The organism is Marinobacter sp. PE14, assembly GCF_053566155.1.
The window spans coordinates 340,812-357,654 of the sequence record NZ_JBQXNY010000004.1 but is presented as its reverse complement, the minus strand read 5'-3'; the positions used below and the strand labels follow the sequence as shown (position 1 = coordinate 357,654).

Annotated in this window: 16 protein-coding genes and 2 tRNA genes; 9 read left to right on the top strand and 9 right to left on the bottom strand. The window is 58.6% G+C overall.

What is annotated here, in order from left to right; translation table 11 throughout:
- Position 1 precedes the first annotated feature (1 nt).
- A complete protein-coding gene (locus tag ACWJ62_RS15225; RefSeq protein WP_449286940.1) occupies positions 2–1,717 on the bottom strand; it encodes an NADH-ubiquinone oxidoreductase-F iron-sulfur binding region domain-containing protein in 1,716 nt (571 codons plus the stop codon).
- A gap of 212 nt (positions 1,718–1,929) precedes the next feature.
- Here ACWJ62_RS15225 and ACWJ62_RS15220 point away from each other — a divergent pair, with 212 nt between their 5' ends.
- Entirely contained in the window at positions 1,930–2,913 is a 984-nt protein-coding gene (locus ACWJ62_RS15220; RefSeq protein ID WP_449286939.1) for a ribose-phosphate diphosphokinase, read from the top strand.
- A 196-nt stretch (positions 2,914–3,109) separates the two neighbouring features.
- Here the strand turns inward: ACWJ62_RS15220 and ACWJ62_RS15215 are convergent.
- Together ACWJ62_RS15215 and ACWJ62_RS15210 are read right to left on the bottom strand one after the other, a co-directional pair.
- Positions 3,110–3,183: transfer RNA gene (locus ACWJ62_RS15215), tRNA-Cys, on the bottom strand.
- Positions 3,184–3,243: 60 nt separating this feature from the next.
- Positions 3,244–3,319, bottom strand: a tRNA-Gly gene (locus tag ACWJ62_RS15210).
- A gap of 224 nt (positions 3,320–3,543) precedes the next feature.
- Here ACWJ62_RS15210 and ACWJ62_RS15205 point away from each other — a divergent pair.
- From ACWJ62_RS15205 to ACWJ62_RS15190, 4 genes are read left to right on the top strand one after another with little or no spacing between them, the layout of a single operon-like run.
- Positions 3,544–4,710, top strand: a complete 1,167-nt coding sequence (locus ACWJ62_RS15205) for an MlaE family ABC transporter permease (protein WP_449286938.1) — start codon at positions 3,544–3,546, stop codon at positions 4,708–4,710.
- 2 nt (positions 4,711–4,712) lie between these two features.
- A complete protein-coding gene (locus tag ACWJ62_RS15200; protein WP_449287099.1) occupies positions 4,713–5,546 on the top strand; it encodes an ABC transporter ATP-binding protein in 834 nt (277 codons plus the stop codon).
- Positions 5,547–5,548: 2 nt separating this feature from the next.
- Positions 5,549–6,487 (top strand): MlaD family protein, encoded by a 939-nt coding sequence (locus ACWJ62_RS15195; RefSeq protein ID WP_449286937.1) that lies wholly within the window; start codon positions 5,549–5,551, stop codon positions 6,485–6,487.
- Entirely contained in the window at positions 6,484–7,137 is a 654-nt protein-coding gene (locus ACWJ62_RS15190) for an ABC-type transport auxiliary lipoprotein family protein (protein WP_449286936.1), read from the top strand. The genes ACWJ62_RS15195 and ACWJ62_RS15190 overlap by 4 nt, the downstream gene beginning before the upstream one ends.
- Here ACWJ62_RS15190 and pgsA read toward each other — a convergent pair.
- From pgsA to ACWJ62_RS15165, 5 genes are all read right to left on the bottom strand, one after another.
- On the bottom strand, positions 7,070–7,648 hold the full coding sequence (gene pgsA, locus ACWJ62_RS15185; protein WP_449286935.1) for a CDP-diacylglycerol--glycerol-3-phosphate 3-phosphatidyltransferase: 579 nt from the start codon (positions 7,646–7,648) through the stop codon (positions 7,070–7,072). The two genes, ACWJ62_RS15190 and pgsA, sit on opposite strands and share 68 nt — an antisense overlap.
- A gap of 7 nt (positions 7,649–7,655) precedes the next feature.
- Positions 7,656–9,518, bottom strand: coding sequence for an excinuclease ABC subunit UvrC (gene uvrC / locus ACWJ62_RS15180; protein ID WP_449286934.1), 1,863 nt, complete (start codon positions 9,516–9,518; stop codon positions 7,656–7,658).
- Positions 9,502–10,164 carry a UvrY/SirA/GacA family response regulator transcription factor gene (gene uvrY / locus ACWJ62_RS15175; protein WP_449286933.1) on the bottom strand — a complete coding sequence of 221 codons (663 nt, stop codon included), beginning with the start codon at positions 10,162–10,164 and terminating at the stop codon, positions 9,502–9,504. Before uvrY ends, uvrC begins: the two co-directional genes overlap by 17 nt.
- Before the next feature lie 99 nt (positions 10,165–10,263).
- Entirely contained in the window at positions 10,264–10,515 is a 252-nt protein-coding gene (locus tag ACWJ62_RS15170) for a hypothetical protein (protein WP_088557382.1), read from the bottom strand.
- An 84-nt stretch (positions 10,516–10,599) separates the two neighbouring features.
- Positions 10,600–12,219 (bottom strand): methyl-accepting chemotaxis protein, encoded by a 1,620-nt coding sequence (locus tag ACWJ62_RS15165; protein WP_449286932.1) that lies wholly within the window; start codon positions 12,217–12,219, stop codon positions 10,600–10,602.
- 168 nt (positions 12,220–12,387) lie between these two features.
- Here ACWJ62_RS15165 and ACWJ62_RS15160 point away from each other — a divergent pair, with 168 nt between their 5' ends.
- Entirely contained in the window at positions 12,388–13,092 is a 705-nt protein-coding gene (locus tag ACWJ62_RS15160; protein WP_449286931.1) for an AzlC family ABC transporter permease, read from the top strand.
- Positions 13,085–13,414, top strand: a complete 330-nt coding sequence (locus ACWJ62_RS15155) for a branched-chain amino acid transporter permease (protein WP_449286930.1) — start codon at positions 13,085–13,087, stop codon at positions 13,412–13,414. Before ACWJ62_RS15160 ends, ACWJ62_RS15155 begins: the two co-directional genes overlap by 8 nt.
- An 11-nt stretch (positions 13,415–13,425) precedes the next feature.
- Here the strand turns inward: ACWJ62_RS15155 and ACWJ62_RS15150 are convergent, their stop codons facing one another.
- Positions 13,426–13,830 carry a DUF1330 domain-containing protein gene (locus ACWJ62_RS15150; RefSeq protein ID WP_449286929.1) on the bottom strand — a complete coding sequence of 135 codons (405 nt, stop codon included), beginning with the start codon at positions 13,828–13,830 and terminating at the stop codon, positions 13,426–13,428.
- Between the two features lie 161 nt (positions 13,831–13,991).
- Here ACWJ62_RS15150 and ACWJ62_RS15145 point away from each other — a divergent pair, with 161 nt between their 5' ends.
- Positions 13,992–14,453 (top strand): (2Fe-2S)-binding protein, encoded by a 462-nt coding sequence (locus ACWJ62_RS15145; RefSeq protein WP_449286928.1) that lies wholly within the window; start codon positions 13,992–13,994, stop codon positions 14,451–14,453.
- Positions 14,450–16,783 carry a molybdopterin cofactor-binding domain-containing protein gene (locus ACWJ62_RS15140; RefSeq protein WP_449286927.1) on the top strand — a complete coding sequence of 778 codons (2,334 nt, stop codon included), beginning with the start codon at positions 14,450–14,452 and terminating at the stop codon, positions 16,781–16,783. Before ACWJ62_RS15145 ends, ACWJ62_RS15140 begins: the two co-directional genes overlap by 4 nt.
- Positions 16,784–16,843 lie beyond the last annotated feature (60 nt).

The following is a 16,843-nucleotide window of genomic DNA, read 5'->3' as shown; positions in this document are numbered from 1 at the left end:
CCTAACCTTTCGCTATCAGGTTGCTGTTGGCGAGTTCGCTGCGGAAGTCCCGCAGCAGGCTCAGTACCGGATTGGGTGCGGCCTGCCCGAGACCGCAGATGGACGCATCCGCCATCACTCCGGCCAGCTGCTGGAGCGTCTGTTCATCCCATGTATCCCGCTCCAGCAAGGTGAGCATTTTCTCAGTGCCCACACGACAGGGCGTACATTGGCCGCAGGATTCATCCGCGAAGAAGCCCAAGAGGTTGGCGGCCGCGGCGGCCAAATCGTCCTGATCAGACAGAACGATCACGGCGGCAGAGCCGATGAAGCAGCCGTGTTCCTGCAGGGTGTCGAAATCCAACGGAATACCAGCTTTGCTGGCCGGCAGTATGCCGCCAGATGCCCCACCGGGCAGATAGGCCAGGAGTCGGTGCCCTTCCGCCATGCCGCCGCAGTATTCCTCGATCAATTCATTGAGGGTGATGCCAGCGGGTGCAACGTGTACACCGGGCCGCGCGACCCGGCCGGACACCGAAAAGCTGCGAAGCCCCTTGCGACCATGACGGCCCTGACTGGCGAACCAGTCGGCGCCCTGGGCATGGATGCGCGGAATCCAGTAAACGGTCTCGACGTTGTTAACCAGGGTGGGCTGGTTAAATAGTCCTTTCTGGGCAACAAATGGCGGGCGATGGCGTGGCTTGCCGGGCTTGCCCTCGAGAGACTCGATCAGGGCGGATTCTTCGCCGCAGATGTACGCGCCTGCGCCCCGGCGCAGGATCACGAAACCGGGTTCTATGATGCCGGCAGCTTCCAGTTCGGCAACGGCGTCTTTGAGCACAAGAAGTAGGCCGGGATACTCGTCCCGCAGGTAGATATAGAGAGCCTGAGCCTCAACCGCCCAGGCGCTAACCAGCGCGCCTTCCAGGAAGACGTGGGGTTCTCGTTCCAGGTAATAGCGATCTTTGAAGGTACCCGGTTCACCCTCGTCGGCGTTGATCACCGCGTAGCGGGGCCCGGGTTCCGCTCGCACGGCCTGCCATTTGCGATAGGTAGGGAACCCCGCGCCGCCAAGGCCCCGCAAGCCGGCCTGCTCAAGTTCTTCCGCAAGGGACTCGACGGTAACCGGGCCCTCGCGGCAATCCTTCAGCAACTGATAACCACCGGCCGAGCGATAATCCGCCAGCTTTTGCCAATGGATGTCATCGGGTTGAACCTGCTTTTCTTTTATTGCGGCGCCAACCGTTCGGACAGTGGCGTTGCCTAAATGATGGTGCCCCACAGCGACCACGGGCGCCGTATCGCAGCGCCCCATGCAGGGCGCATGGACCACACGCACCTGGCTCTCGTCAGCTCCATCCGCCAGTGCCTTATGCAGTGCTCCAGCGCCCGCCAGTTGGCAGGAAAGCGAATCGCAGACCCTCAGGGTTATTGCCGGTGGCGGCGTTTGTTCGTCGTGAACAATGTCGAAATGGGCGTAGAACGTGGCCGTTTCATAAACGGCGGCCATGGGCAGATTCATGAACGACGCCAGGGCCCGGAGACGGGGCATAGAGAGGTAGCCGTCGGCATCCTGGAGCAAATGCAGGTGCTCGATCAGTCGATCGCGGTGGCGTAATGACGAATCAAGGCGTTCGTCACCGATCAGCTCCCGCAGATCCGACAGAACAGCGGGTTCCAGTTGTCGGCCACGTAGAGCAGAGCGCCGGCGTTTAACCATCTTATCGTCTGTGCTCATCGTTGTTGACCAGGCGCCAAGGTATCAAAACCAGCCTTGCCGGCTGACTTGACGAGTTACCGATCATTGAAGCATATCAGGCTGCGATTACGCCAGACGATGGAAAGCGGGATGAAGAGATCGAAAACTCGACCTCGTATACCTTTATCCGCACTTTGACTAGAGTTAAAAGAGCAATTGATACAATCAGCCAAAGCGAACGGACTTGCCCCATGAAACCCGACGACCGAATAACACTCTTCAGTCTTGATTGCGGCAGCGACTTTGCCTCGCAAGTGGCCGCCCACCTGGGCGTACCCCTGGGCAAACATGAGGAACGGGATTTCGAAGACGGCGAGCACAAGATCCGCACGCTGGAGACGGTTCGCAACCGGGATGTATTCGTGGTCCAGTCCCTCAACAGCAGCGATGGCCTCAGCACCAACGACAAGCTCCTGCGCCTGCTGTTTTTACTGGCCAGTCTCCGGGACGCTGGCGCTGCCCGAATCAATGTTGTGGCGCCCTACCTTTGTTACTCCCGTAAGGACAGGAGAACCAAACCCCATGATCCTGTCACCACCCGCTATGTCGCCCAGCTCTTCGAGGCTGTGGCGATCGACACCATGGTGACCGTGGACGTTCACAACCGCGGCGCTTTCGAGAATGCCTTTCGCTGCCCGACAGTGCATTTGAGCGCCAGGGAAGCGTTCATCGACTACCTCCTGCCGGAACTCGGGGACAGGGAAATCACCGTAGCGTCCCCGGATATAGGGGGCGTAAAGCGTGCGGAACTGTTCCGCGAGTCATTGGCGAATCGGCTGGAGCGCCCCGTCGGCAGCGCATTTATGGAGAAGCATCGCAGCCAGGGCGAAATGAGCGGTTCTGCCGTTGTTGGCGATATCCGCAACCGCACCGTGCTGATCCTGGACGACCTGATCGCAGGAGGAGGCACCATGCAGCGAGCGGCGAAAGCGTTCAGAGACCAGGGCGCGGAGGACGTGATGGCCATCGCCACGCACGCCGTGTTCACTCAGGATACCTGGGAAAAATTGGCTTCGCCGGCATTGTCCCGGGTGATTCTCGGCAATACGGTCACTCCGTCACTGCCGTCCAAATCACTGAAGACCAAGGTTGAGCTAGTGGATATTACTGCAGGCATAGCCGATACCATCACTGCCTTGCATCAAGGAAGGGATGTGACAGATCTGGAACCCTGAATCCGGATTTCTTTGACGCCATCGCTTTAGCCGCCAGTACCTTACCACCAGCCAGACGAAAGCTACTTTTCCCTCGATTTCGGGTAAATGCGACGGCTGGTTCATTATTTTCCCCACGGCTTTCACAGACCCTGGCAGAGTATGTGACACGGGTAGACAATGAAAAGGGAGGCCTGGTATCGGGCTGGGAAAATAATGGAGGCGCGGGTCGGAATCGAACCGGCGTACACGGAGTTGCAGTCCGCTGCATAACCACTCTGCCACCGCGCCGGAAAAGATCGAAGGGATCGGATCTTTATGCTCTCAGGTGGGCAATGAGAGACTTGAAATTGGAGCGGGAAACGAGATTCGAACTCGCGACCCCAACCTTGGCAAGGTTGTGCTCTACCAACTGAGCTATTCCCGCTCTTTGTTTCCGGGGCATTGCCTCGTCAACGGCTGCGTATTCTACGGATTACCGATCGGGCGTCAATAGTTTTTTATCAAGTTTTTGTTTTACTGGAGATTGTGGGCAAAGTTTGGTCAATTGCGCGGCAGCATGCAAACATGCAACTTCGTCACTGGCAGAGATCCCCTGCACTCTTTAAGCTAGGGATTGGCAGGCAACATCACTCAGGGATTCGACAGAACGTGCCCAGTCCTGATTCATCCGAGCAGACCGATCCACAACAACCGACGTCCAGCCCCGGATCCGTCACCGTTGAAGCCGGCACTCTGAGTGTGAACGGAGACTGGCTGTTGAGCCATTATCGGTCTCTGGCGTCCGTGGCTTCATCCATGTCCTCCAGGGATATGAATAAACTGTCGATCGACCTCTCGGGGCTGAAGCGGATTGATACCGCCGGTGCCTCACAACTGGCCTCCCTGATCGGACCCGAGCGATTGCTCCAAGCCACCAAGGCTGCCGGCGAGTTGCCTCGAGAAAAGTCGGCCCTGATTGCCGCCGTCTGCGAAGCCATGAAAGACCAACCCGGGCCTGATGGGCACGCACCCTCCCTGGTCTGGAGCTTTGTTACCGGTACGGGCCAGAAGGTGGAAAGCATCTTGCGGCTTTTGTGGATCCTTGTGGGCTTTATTGGCCAGACGCTCGGCACCCTGGCCTGGAACCTTCCCCGCCCCTGGCGCTGGCGCATGACACCCTTTGTCGCGGCCGTTCATGACACCGGCCTGAATGCCCTGCCTATCGTGGCACTGCTGACGTTTCTGGTGGGCGCTGTGGTGGCGTTCCTGGGGGCGACCGTTCTGGACGATTTCGGCGCGACCATTTACACGGTCAACCTGGTGGCGTTTGCCTTCCTGCGGGAATTCGGGGTGCTGCTGGCCGCGATCCTGCTGGCCGGTCGAACCGCCAGCGCGTTTACCGCCCACATTGGCGCGATGAAGGTTAACGAGGAGCTGGATGCCATCCGCACCCTGGGCTTGAACCCCATTGAACTGCTGGTGCTACCCCGGGTAATGGCCATGATGTTAAGCCTGCCCATTCTGACCTTTGTGGGCATGATCTCCGGTATGGTTGGTGGCGCCATGGTCTGCGCGCTGGTGCTGGATATCTCGCCGACGCAGTTCATGGCCATTGTGGAGCGGGACATCGCCCTGCAGCATTTCGTTGTGGGCATTGTAAAGGCGCCGATCTTTGCCTTCCTCATAGCCGTGATTGGTTGCCTGGAAGGGTTCAAGGTGGCTGGCAGTGCCCAATCGGTGGGTGAGCACACCACTTCCAGCGTGGTTCAGTCGATTTTCATGGTGATTCTGCTGGATTCCATCGCTGCACTATTCTTTATGGAAATGGGCTGGTGATCATGGCGGATATGGCGGCGTCTCCGAATGCTCAAACAAGAAATGAGCCGGTCATCGAGGTGCGGGACCTGTGCAACCGCTTTGGCGATCACATTGTGCACGAGGACCTCGATCTGGATCTGCTGCGGGGTGAAATTCTGGGCGTGGTCGGCGGTTCCGGTACTGGCAAGACGGTTCTTTTGCGCAGCATCGTTGGCTTGAACACGCCAGCCTCTGGCCACATCCGGGTGTTTGGCGAGGATCTTGTCCAGCTTTCGGCACGGGCGCGTTCGCGCATAGAGCAACGCTTCGGTGTGCTGTTCCAGGGCGGCGCCCTGTTTACCTCCCTGAACCTGCAGGAGAATATCGCCGTTCCGCTGATCGAACACGCGGGCCTGAAAAGGCCCGAAGCAGAACAGCTGGCGCGCATGAAACTGGCGCTGACCGGCTTACCACCTGAGGCAGCGGTTCGGTATCCGTCCGAGCTTTCCGGCGGTATGGTGAAACGCGCAAGCCTGGCACGGGCCCTGGCCCTCGATCCTGAGATACTGTTTTTGGATGAGCCTACTGCGGGGCTGGACCCGATTGGCGCTGCCGCCTTCGACAGGCTGATCGTAACGCTGCGGGACGCGCTGGGGCTGACCGTGTTTCTGGTCACCCATGACCTGGACACCCTCTACTCAACCTGTGACAGGGTTGCGGTACTGTCACAGCGCAGGGTGCTGGTAGCTGATACTCTGGAAAAGGTTGCAGCCACGGAGGACGATTGGGTTCAGGACTACTTTAACGGGCCCCGTGGCCGGGCAGCGAGTTACGCATTCAGGGATCATTTGGAACAACGGAAGCAGGAGCAGTAACCATGGAGCCAAGGGCCCACCACCTGATCATTGGGCTGTTTACGATCCTGGCTTTTGCCGCCGCCTTGATATTTTCTCTGTGGCTGGCGAAATCCTCCGCCGATCGGGAATGGGGCTACTACGAGATTCTGTTCGACCATGCCGTTGGTGGCCTGTCCGAAGGTAACCCTGTGCTCTACAGCGGCGTTCAGATTGGCGATGTGGTGGAGCTGAAGCTGGACCCGGACAATCCAGGCCATGTGCGGGTTCTGGTTCGGGTGGATCAGTCGGTTCCCATTCGGGAGAACACGAAAGCCGGCCTGGTGCTCGCCAACATCACCGGCAGCATGAGCGTCCAGTTCAGTGGTGGAAGCCCGGACAAGCCCGCGTTGAAAGGTCACGAGGACAACCCGCCGGTAATCATTGCTGAGCCCTCGGCGTTCACCAGCCTGCTTTCCAACGGCGAGCAACTTCTGGCCAAAGCCGACCAGCTGCTTACCAGCGCGACGGAGCTGTTATCTGCTGACAACATCGACAACGCATCGGCCATCCTGCAAAACACACGCGAAGCGACAGACGCCCTGCTCGACCGCCGGGATCAGCTGATCGCCCTGCTCGAACAATTCGATGCCGCCGCCGTTCGCGCCGAAGAAGCTGCGATCAAAGTGTCCAACGTTTCGGAAAACGCCAACGAGCTGCTGCAAAACGATGGCCAGCGCGTTTTGCAATCCATGGACAAAGCCCTCGCGGTTATCACCACCACCATGGCAAGGATTGATGACCTGACCCGAAACAACCAGGGGGCAATGGATGCCGGACTGCAGGGTATGGGAGAGCTGGCACCGGCTTTGAGAGAGCTGAGGTCGACTCTCCGCAGCCTGAATCAGTTTAGCCGCCGCCTGGAACAGGACCCCACTGGCACCCTGTTCGGCAATGAAAGCATAAAGGAGATGGCACAGTGACATTGAGGTCAATCAGAAACACTGCATTTCTCCTTGGCTTTGCCTTTGCTGCTGGCTGCACAGTATTTCCGAACCCGGAGCCGCCCAGGGTTATGGACCTGACTGTGATTGGGAAAGTCCCGACGGCAGAACAAGCGGTTTCGGCATCGCTTCGGGTTGATACACCCTACGCCTCAGAGCCATTTAACGGCTCGCTGATCCTGGCAAAACCCACAGCAAGGGAGTTCCGGGTCTACGAAGGGACCCGCTGGCGGGACACTGCGCCCGTGGTGGTTCGAGACACTCTGGTGAGCAGTCTTCGCAAGAGCGGTGCCTTCACCTCCGTTATTACCGATACCAACCCGGCGCAGGCCGAATTGACTCTGGTAACCGAGCTCTCGGCCTTTCACTCGGAAACCCTGGAAGCCGGAACCGAAGTGGTCGTCGAGCTGCACCTGCAGATGATTCACAACCGATCCAGGGCCAGCCTGTGTGCCCGCACCATCAGGGTCGCTGAACCCGCCGCCGGCACCTCAGTTGATCAGGTTGTTGAAGCCTTCGGAGCCGCTGGCAGCAATCTGGCCGCCAGGGTAATTGAATGGGCTACGACGTGTGATTATCCGCCTGGCCTGATGCCTTCTCAGGGAACAGATCAGCCCAGGCAGCCTTGAGGTACAGCCCCATGGACCAGAGCGTGAGAATCGCGGCGATATAGAGCAGACCCAGAGCGACATTGGCCCAGAGCACGCCGGGAGGAAACGCCAGAAGGCCCACAATCGCACACATCTGAGCTGTGGTCTTGATCTTGCCGATGAAGGAAACCGCCACGCTGTTGCGGCTGCCAATTTCCGCCATCCACTCCCGCAAAGCGGAAATGACAATTTCACGACCGATGATAACGGTGGCCGGAATCGTCAGTAGAATCGCAGAATGTTCCTCGATCAACACCGCCAGCGCAACGGCCACCATGAGCTTGTCCGCAACCGGGTCAAGGAAGGCGCCGAACGGGGTGCTCTGGTCAAGTTTTCGCGCCAGGTAACCATCCAGCCAGTCCGTGGCCGCCGCCAATCCGAAAATGGCCGCGCTCACGAGGTAGCTCCACCCCACCGGAAGGTAAAAAATCACCACGAACACCGGAATCATGATGATGCGGGAAAGGGTGAGGATGTTTGGTAAATTCATGCTGTCCTTACTCGTCGTGCAATGCTGCGTATATGGTTTCGGCCAGTGATTTGCTGATGCCCTGCACCTTGGTCATCTCATCAATCCCGGCCTTGCGGAGTTCCTGTATCCCGCCAAAGTATCGAATCAGGTCGCGACGCTTTTTCGGCCCCACGCCCTCAATGCCCTCCAGTGTAGACTGCCGGCGCTTTTTATCACGGCGCGCCCGGTGCCCGGTTATCGCAAACCGGTGGGACTCGTCCCGGATGTGCTGGATCAGGTGCAACGCGGGCGAATCGGCCGGCACCCGGAACACATCGCCGGTCATGGCGTCTATCAGCTGCTCCATGCCTGCACGCCGGGTCACACCCTTGGCGACACCAATCAGCGGAATGTCCGAAATCTCAAGCTCGTCAAACACTTCCCGGGCAATATTCAACTGCCCTTTACCACCGTCAATGAACACCAGATCCGGGCGCTTGCCCTCACCGGCCACCATCCGTTTGTAGCGGCGGGAAAGCACCTGGCGCATGGCGGCGTAATCATCGCCGGCAGTCACGCCCTCGATATTGTACAGGCGGTAATCACTCTTCAGGGGGCCATTCTCATCGAAAACCACACAGGATGCGACGGTATTTTCCCCGTGGCTGTGGCTGATATCGAAACACTCCATGCGTGACGGCGTCTCCGCCAGTTCCAAAAGGTCCCTCAGGGCCAGCAGGCGCCGGTATACGGTCTCCTTGCTCGCCAGGTGAGTGAGCAGGGTCTGGCGGGCGTTGGTCATGGCCAGTTCCAGCCACCGGCGGCGTTCACCACGAACATTGCCCCGGATCCGGGTTTCCCGGTTTGCGGACTCGCTGAGGGCCTGGGCCAACAGTTCCTGACCTTCCACCTCAACCGGCACCAGGATATCCCGCGGAATCTCCCGTCGTGTGTTGCCGCCGAAATAGTACTGCCCGAGGAACGCGCTGAGCAGTTCGCCCTCGGTCTGCTCAATGGAGTAGCGGGGGAAATAGTCCTTGGTACCGAGCACACGACCACCCCGCACGATGATCACCACGATGCAGACGATACCCGCATCCTGGGCAATGGCGATGACATCCGCATCACCGCCCTCGCCGTCTACCGACTGCTGCTCCTGAACATGGCGCAGGTGGTTAATCTGGTCCCGATAGGCCGCCGCCTTCTCGAATTCCAGGTTCTTCGAGGCGGCCTCCATGGCATTCATCAGATCGTGAAGGATCGCAGGGTTTTTGCCCTCCAGAAACATGCTCGCGTGGCGGATGTCCTGCTGATACTCCTCGGGCGTAATGTATTCAACACAGGGTGCCGTGCACCGGTTGATCTGGTACTGCAGGCAAGGCCTTGTACGATTCCTGAAAAAGCTTTCACTACAATTCCTTATGCGGAAAATCTTCTGTAGTACATTAAGACTTTCCTTGACCGCGCCCGAGCTCGGAAACGGCCCGAACCAGGTGCCGCCACCCTTTTTGGTGCGCCCACGACGAAACGTCAGCGAAGGGTAATCGCTGTGGGAAGACAGATAGATATAGGGATAGGACTTATCGTCACGGAGCAGGATGTTGTACGGCGGCCGTAACGATTTAATCAGATTCTGTTCGAGCAGCAGCGCCTCGGTCTCACTGCCGGTAATCGTCACCTCGATAAAGGCAATTTTGCCAACCAGGGCTTCCGTTTTGGGCGCCAGGCCGGTCTTACGGAAATAGCTGCCAACCCGTTTTTTCAGGTTGCGGGCCTTGCCCACGTATAGAACCGAGCCACCTTCGTCGTACATTCGGTAGACGCCGGGCCGCTCGGTCAACTGTTTCAGGAAGCTCTTGCTGTCAAACTCCCCGATGTGGGTGCTCTCAGGGTCAGACCTTGTCGGCATCAAGCAACCCGAGCCGCACTGCCATCAGGGCCAATTCGACATCACTGGAAATTTCCAGTTTCTCGAAAATCCGGTAACGGTAGCTGTTCACGGTCTTCGGACTCAGGCACAGCTTGTCCGAAATATCCTGCACCTTCTGGCAATCCACCACCATCATCGCGATCTGCATTTCCCGTTCGGAAAGCCTGTCGAACAGCGAAAGCTCGCCGTCCTCGTCCCGATCGCCGCCGCCGAGCTGTTTCAGCGCCATCTTCTGAGCGATTTCCGGGCTGATATAGCGCTGGCCGGTGTGGGCCATACGAATGGCGCGGACCATCTCTTTGATATCCGCGCCTTTGGTGATGTAGGCGGTGGCACCGCTTTGCATGACGCGGGCTGGATAGGGGTCGTCTGCGCAGGCCGTTACCACGATCACGCGAATGGAATCATCAACGCGGAGTATACGACGGGTCGCCTCGAGGCCCCCGATGCCTGGCATGCGAATATCCATGAGCACGATGTCCGGCCGCTGCTGGCGGACGAAATCGATGGCATCCTCTCCGGATGGTGCCTGCCCGAGGACTTCAATGTCCGGGTTGTCAGCCAGCATCCGGGTAATACCGGACCTCACCAGCTCATGGTCATCTACAACCAGTACCCTGATCAAAATTCACCTCGCACACGGCTTTCGGAAAACAGCGCGATTGTAACGTTTAGTTCTGGCCCCGGGTAGGTGCAAACACAAATACCGTGACACACCTGACGCCTAAGCCGGCACACCCAGCCCGGCGGTGTTTTCCACGGGATCGAACCAGACCACCAGATCGCCCCGACGAACCGCAGACATTACCCGGCTCTGCTCACCCATGGGGTTTTCGGTGTCGTTCAGTCCGTGGTAGCGGGTGCAGTACTCCTCCACCAGGCCCTGAAGCTGATCTTCCGTCAGCAACTCGGTGTCGACGACGAATTTTTCCTGTCTGGGGTCTTGCTCTGCCTGGTTTTCGGCGCTGTCAGTCATGCTACCTCCTGCGGAAACTCCATGGTAAGAGTTATAGCGCTGAGGTAGAAGCCCGGAGAGAGGTTCTGGGCAAACAATTCGTGATCAGGCAGGTTCTGCGGTGGTCCGGAAGCGTGCGATCAATTGTCGCATGGAAACCGATTCCTGCCTGAGCGCCTCGCTGATGGTCCGGGTTTGCTCGACGGTTTCAATGAGGAAGTCGGCGCTTTCGTCCAGTGCGCTTGAACGGCGGCCTACCCGCCCGATCTCGTCCCGTTGAAACGCAACGGCCGAGCTGATCTCTGCACTATGGCTCTCAAGATCCACGAACTGACCCTGCAGGGATTGAAGGTGCCCCTTGAGTGCAGCCAAATGCTCTCGGTTGCTGCTGCCGGCATCACGCATCTCCCCCAACAGTACATCGACGCTGCTTACGCCGGATACAAGGTCCTGCACCCACTGGGATATATTTTGGGTAGAGTCGGAGGTGCGACGGGAAAGAGTCCGAACCTCATCGGCTACCACCGCAAAGCCACGACCGTGTTCCCCTGCTCGAGCCGCTTCGATCGCAGCATTCAGAGCCAGCAAGTTGGTCTGCTCGGCAATATCGGCAATCACTCCGATAACCTGCTCAATCTTGCCCGTGGACTCGTTAAGGGAGTGAATGGAACCTGAAACGCGGGAAATGACATCCACCGTATGTTCTGCTGCGCCCTCGCTTGTGGTGAGTCGATGCTGGACTTCTTCGTTGGCCGCCACCGCCGATTTCACGGTGTTGGCAGACTCATCTGTGGCTCGCTCAATGGCCGAGGCCTGGTCGGCAATGGCGACCATGGACTGGCTGACATCATGAATCTGCTTCCGGGTTTTCTCCGATGCTGCCTGGAGGGATTCGGCACCCTTATCCAGGGTGCCGGAACGCTCATCCAGACCACCGGCAGCCGATCGGATGTCTGCAATAAAATGCTCGAATCGGGAGACCAGACCGCCCAGCGCCTTTGCGACTCCGGCAACCTCGTCCTGCCCCTTCAGGACAGGCACCCGCGTGAGGTCGGCGTTTTTCTCCATGGCGACCAGATCGTTTTCTATACCCTGCAAACGCAGAATCACCGACCGCCTTAGCCACCAGGTCATGGCGATAACGATAAGCAGAAAAGACATGGAACCGACAATCAGAAAGTCTTGCTGGCCAGCCAGAAACGACAGCAACTCGTCGGCGCCATCGGATACAGACGTCCGGCTTTGAAACTGGCGCTCGGCAATGGCTTCTAGCATCGGCTCCATGGCCGGGAAAAGGTCGAAGTCCACCACCTGTCCGACACGGTAATAGCTTTTCTCTGCAATACCCTCTTTCATTCGGACGATAAGCGCCAATACCCGCTCGAAATCCTTGCGGTGGGTCTCGGCCCATTCGCTCAGTCCCGGATCCATTTCCAGATTCTGCCAATGCGCGGGCAAATCGGTCTCCAAACGGCTGAACTCGGTCTCGATCTCATCCCACAGCAGAAGCTGGGCCTTGATCTTGTACGCAAGATCCTGAAGGTGCCGGTGATCCTGCTCCAAGTCCGCCAGCAGCCAGGCTTCGTTGAGGTTGGTCTGGATCAGGGTCTTGGAGGCGTCTTCCGCTTTCAGGATTATGCTCCAGGACAGAGCGGAAAGTCCTGCGACGGCAAAGACCGAGAGAAAGGCGAAAAAAAGAATGCGGGTTCTTACTGTGCCGAACATGACAACTCCAACAACGGGCTATGCCGCGGATGGTATGCCGATTTTGTGACATTTTTATTGCACCTTCAGCGTCAGCTTTTTAACGCTTGCCATTCTTTATGGTGTTAACCACTTCAAAAAATTTCACCGATTCTCTATGATCGCCGCTTTCTGACCGTTTGGATGCTAATGAACCAATCCGTTTTCAAACTTACTTTACCCATCTTGTTCGGCTATCTACCGCTGGGCATGGCTTTCGGTGTGCTGTTCACGACGCAGCTTGACTACGCCTGGTGGGCAGCGCCGTTGATGGGAATCGTGATTTACGCCGGAGCCGGCCAGATACTTGCCGTGAGCCTTCTGGCCGTTAACGCGGGCCTGCTGGAAGTATTCATCGCGATGTTTGTTCTGAACGCCCGCCATCTGTTCTACGGGCTTTCACTGCTCGGCCAGTTCAAGGGGGCGGGCTGGCGAAAGCTCTACCTTATTTTCGGTTTGACCGATGAAACCTATTCCCTGCTCACCAGTCGACCACGGGGAACTGACCGGGTCCACGAACAGGAAGTCGATTTCCGAATTACCGGCTTCAACCAGTGTTACTGGGTGGCAGGGTGCGCAATCGGTGCATTGCTTGGCGACAATGTCGCCTTCGACAGCACAGGCATTGAGTTCGCGCTGGTGGCTCTGTTCATTGTTCTGACTCTGGAGCAATTCAAAGCCCTGGGAGAAGGTTTCCCGATCTGGCTCGGAGCAGCAGCCGCGGGCGTCGCCATGCTGATTTTGCCACCGGCACACCAGTTGATCGGTGCCATTGCCCTGGTCACTGCCGTCCTGCTGTTCGAATATCGGAAGCATCGCGGGCAGACATTGCGCAAGGAGAGCAGCCATGGGTGAGTCCGGCTATCTCGCGGCATTCATTGCGGTGGCGGCAGTCGCGACCTTTGCGACGCGGGTGATTCCCTTCCTGTTTTTCGAGAGGCACACGGAGCATCCGCTGGTGCGCCATCTGGGACGCTACCTTCCTGCGGCGGTTATGGCATTGCTGGCTACGGTATTCCTGCAGCGCTCGGCAGACTGGTCCGGCTCCTGGATGGGATTCGATGCCCTGCTTCCCGGTGTCCTCGTGGTGTTCATTCACCTTTGGCGCCGCAATGCCCTGCTCTCTATCGCCGCAGGCACCATCAGCTACATGGCCATCCAGCAAGCCGGGCTTTGATCCGGCTCTAATTACATCCGTGTTTCAAGATTGGCGACCAGCCGTGAATCCTGAACGGCAGCGGTGCGATGCTTGACCACGCCTTTGTAATCCGGGCTTTCAATCATGGCCATGAACGCATCGATTGAGGGATACCGCACGAGCAACACCTGATCCCAGGATTCATCCGGGGGTGCGATCAGCGATCCAACACTGCGGCCAGACCAGATGACTTCCGCGCCCACCGATTTTACGCAGGCGGCAGCCTCCTCCATGTAAAGCGTGTAAGCTTCGCGGCCGCTTCGCTCCGGCGCCTCTTCCTTGTAATTGGCCCTATCACGGAAGCGCAGCAGATTCAGCATGACAACGGGCTGGTCTTTCGGGGTATCCGCCAGGACTTTTTGCAGCTGTTCGGGGGTGGGATTAACGGCGTCCATCCTTATCCTCTTCTTCTCTTGTTTCCGGGGCCTACTATAGCCCAGGCCCGAGGCGAGCGTGCAAGCGATTTTATTACCTTTCATCCAGATTGCTCTTTTTACTCTGGCAGTTCGTAGGGCTACAGTGAAGGAAACGCGAAACTCATAAACGAGAGGACGTTATGGCTACCCTCACGATCAACGGCGAGCGCTACGAGCTCGACGTCCCCGACAACATGCCCCTGCTCTGGGTAATCCGCGACGTTGTCGGCCTTAAAGGAACCAAGTTCGGATGCGGGATGTCCCAGTGCGGCGCCTGCACGGTTCACCTTAACGGAACGGCAATCCGCTCCTGCGTCACACCGGTCTCTGCGGCCAGTGGCGAGATCACCACCATTGAAGCCATGGCCGACGATCCGGTTGGCAGCAAGGTGCAGCAGGCCTGGCTCGATCTCGGGGTGGCCCAGTGCGGTTACTGCCAGGGTGGCCAGATCATGAACGCCACAGCGCTGCTGAAAAAATCACCGAATCCCGACACCGGGGAGATTGTGGATGCCATGGCAGGGAATCTCTGTCGCTGTGGCACCTACAACCGCATTCTGGCGGCGATCGAACGGGCTTCCGGCAAGGAGGGTGAAGCATGAGCGCCGATGACAACTTGATGATTGCCAACGTTAGCCGTCGGCGATTCCTGATGGGCCTGGCGGGTGGCTCTGCCCTGGTACTCGCGGCCCGTTGGGATGTGGCCCTGGGCGGCAATGAAAAGGCTCAATTTGGCGCCGGAGCAATGCCCGGCGGCTGGGTGGACGACCCGAACGTGTTCATCCATATCGATGCTGATGGCCTGGTAACCATTGTGAACAACCGCTCCGAAATGGGTCAGGGCATCCGGACCAGCCTGGTGATGGTCGGTGCCGACGAGCTCGGCGCTGACTGGGAGCAAGTGAGAGTCGATCAGGCCGAGGGCGATCACAGCAAATACGGCAACCAGAACACCGACGGTTCCCGCAGTATGCGCCACTGGTACCAGCCCATGCGCCGAGCCGCAGCGGCGGCCAGGCAGATGCTGGAGCAGGCGGCCGCCAATGAGTGGGGCGTGCCGGTTAGTGAGGTGCAGGCTGGCGTACACACCATCATTCACAAGCCTTCCGGCAAGGAACTCGGCTTTGGGGAACTCGCAGCCAAGGCACGGGAGCTCGACGTTCCCGGGCGCAATGCACTGGTACTCAAGCGCGATGACGAACTGCGATTTGTCGGCAAGGAAACCGGCCTCATTAACGGTGAGCTGAAGTCCGCTTACCCGAAAGCCATCGATGGTGAAGATATTGTTACCGGTAAGGCGGTATATGGCGCTGATGTTCCGTTCGAGGACCTGCTTTATGCGGTCATCGCCCGTCCACCGGTTTACGGGGCTACTGTTGGCGATTTCGACGACACCGAAGCCCTCAAGGTGCCCGGTGTAGAGAAAGTCCTCAAGGTTGAGGGCACGGGGCAACCGGCGGGCTTCAGCCCACTCGGTGGGATTGCTGTGGTGGCCTCCAATACCTGGGCCGCCATGGAAGGACGTAAAGCGCTGAAAATTGACTGGGATCTGGAGGCTGCCGGAGACAACGCCGGCTATACCTCGTCTGCCTACCGGGAATCCCTGGAGAAAGCGGCGCAGCAACCCGGCAAGGTCGTCCGTCAGCATGGCGATCTGGACACAGCTCTGGAGAGCGCCGACAAACGCGTCTCTGCCACCTACTACATGCCCCACATGGCCCAGGCACCCATGGAGCCTCCGGTGGCGACCGTGCGCATCAAGGACGGTAAGGCCGAAGTGTGGGCGCCGGTGCAGAATCCACAGGCGACCCGCGATACCGTGGCCGGGCGATTGGGTCTGGATGCGGAGAACGTGACCGTTCACGTTACCCTGCTTGGCGGTGGCTTTGGTCGCAAGTCCAAACCGGATTTTGCCATTGAGGCAGCCAGTATTGCCGAGGCTTTCAAGGGCCGGCCAATCAGGTTGCAGTGGTCGCGGGAAGACGACATTCACCACGCTTATTTCCATGCCGTGTCTGTTGATTATCTGGAGGCCGGGCTGGACGATAGTGGCCAAGCCACCGGCTGGCTACACCGGACCCTGTCACCCAGTATCGGCTCGCTGTTTGCCCCCGATCCGAAACACAAGGGTGAGTTTGAACTGGGCATGGGCTTTAACACCATGCCGTTCTCGGTGCCGGCCCTGAGGCTGGAAAACCCGCCAGCCCCCGCCCATGTGCGGATCGGCTGGTTCCGGTCGGTCTACAACCTGCCCCATGCCTGGGCGATCCAGAGCTTTGCCCATGAGATGGCTGTCGCCGCCGGCAAGGACCATCGCGATTACGTGCTGGACCTGCTCGGCCCGGACCGGGAAATCCACAATCTCACGGTGGGCGATGGCTGGAATTATGGCGAAGACCCGGATCTCTACCCTATCGACATCGGGCGCATGCGCAATGTGATTGAGCGTGTTACTAAAGAGGCAGACTGGGGCAAATCCACCGGCAAGAATCGGGGTTTGGGCCTCGCCTTCCACCACAGCTTCGTGTCGTATACCGCGATTGTCTTTGATGTGGAAGTGGATGATCAGGGTGAGCTCACCATCCACCGGGCAGACATCGCCTTCGACTGCGGCCCGCAGGCCAACCCGGAGCGGATTCGCTCCCAGTTGGAGGGCGCTATCGTGATGGGCATTGGCATCGCGCTGCAAAGCGAGGTGACCTTTGAGGACGGCGTGGCGCAACAGGGCAACTTCGACAAGTTCCTGATTCCCCGCATGCCGGATGCGCCCAAAACGCTCCGAGTTCATCTGGTCGACAACCCAAACGAAGCCATGGGCGGTGTCGGTGAACCAGGCCTGCCACCGGTAGCGCCGGCGCTATGCAACGCAATCTACGCCGCAACCGGCAAACGCATCCGGCGGCTGCCCGTTGGCGACCAACTGAAAGCCTGAAACTGACGAGGGCCCTCCGGGGCCCTTTTTTTCGCCATTCCATCCTTTCGCCCCATACCT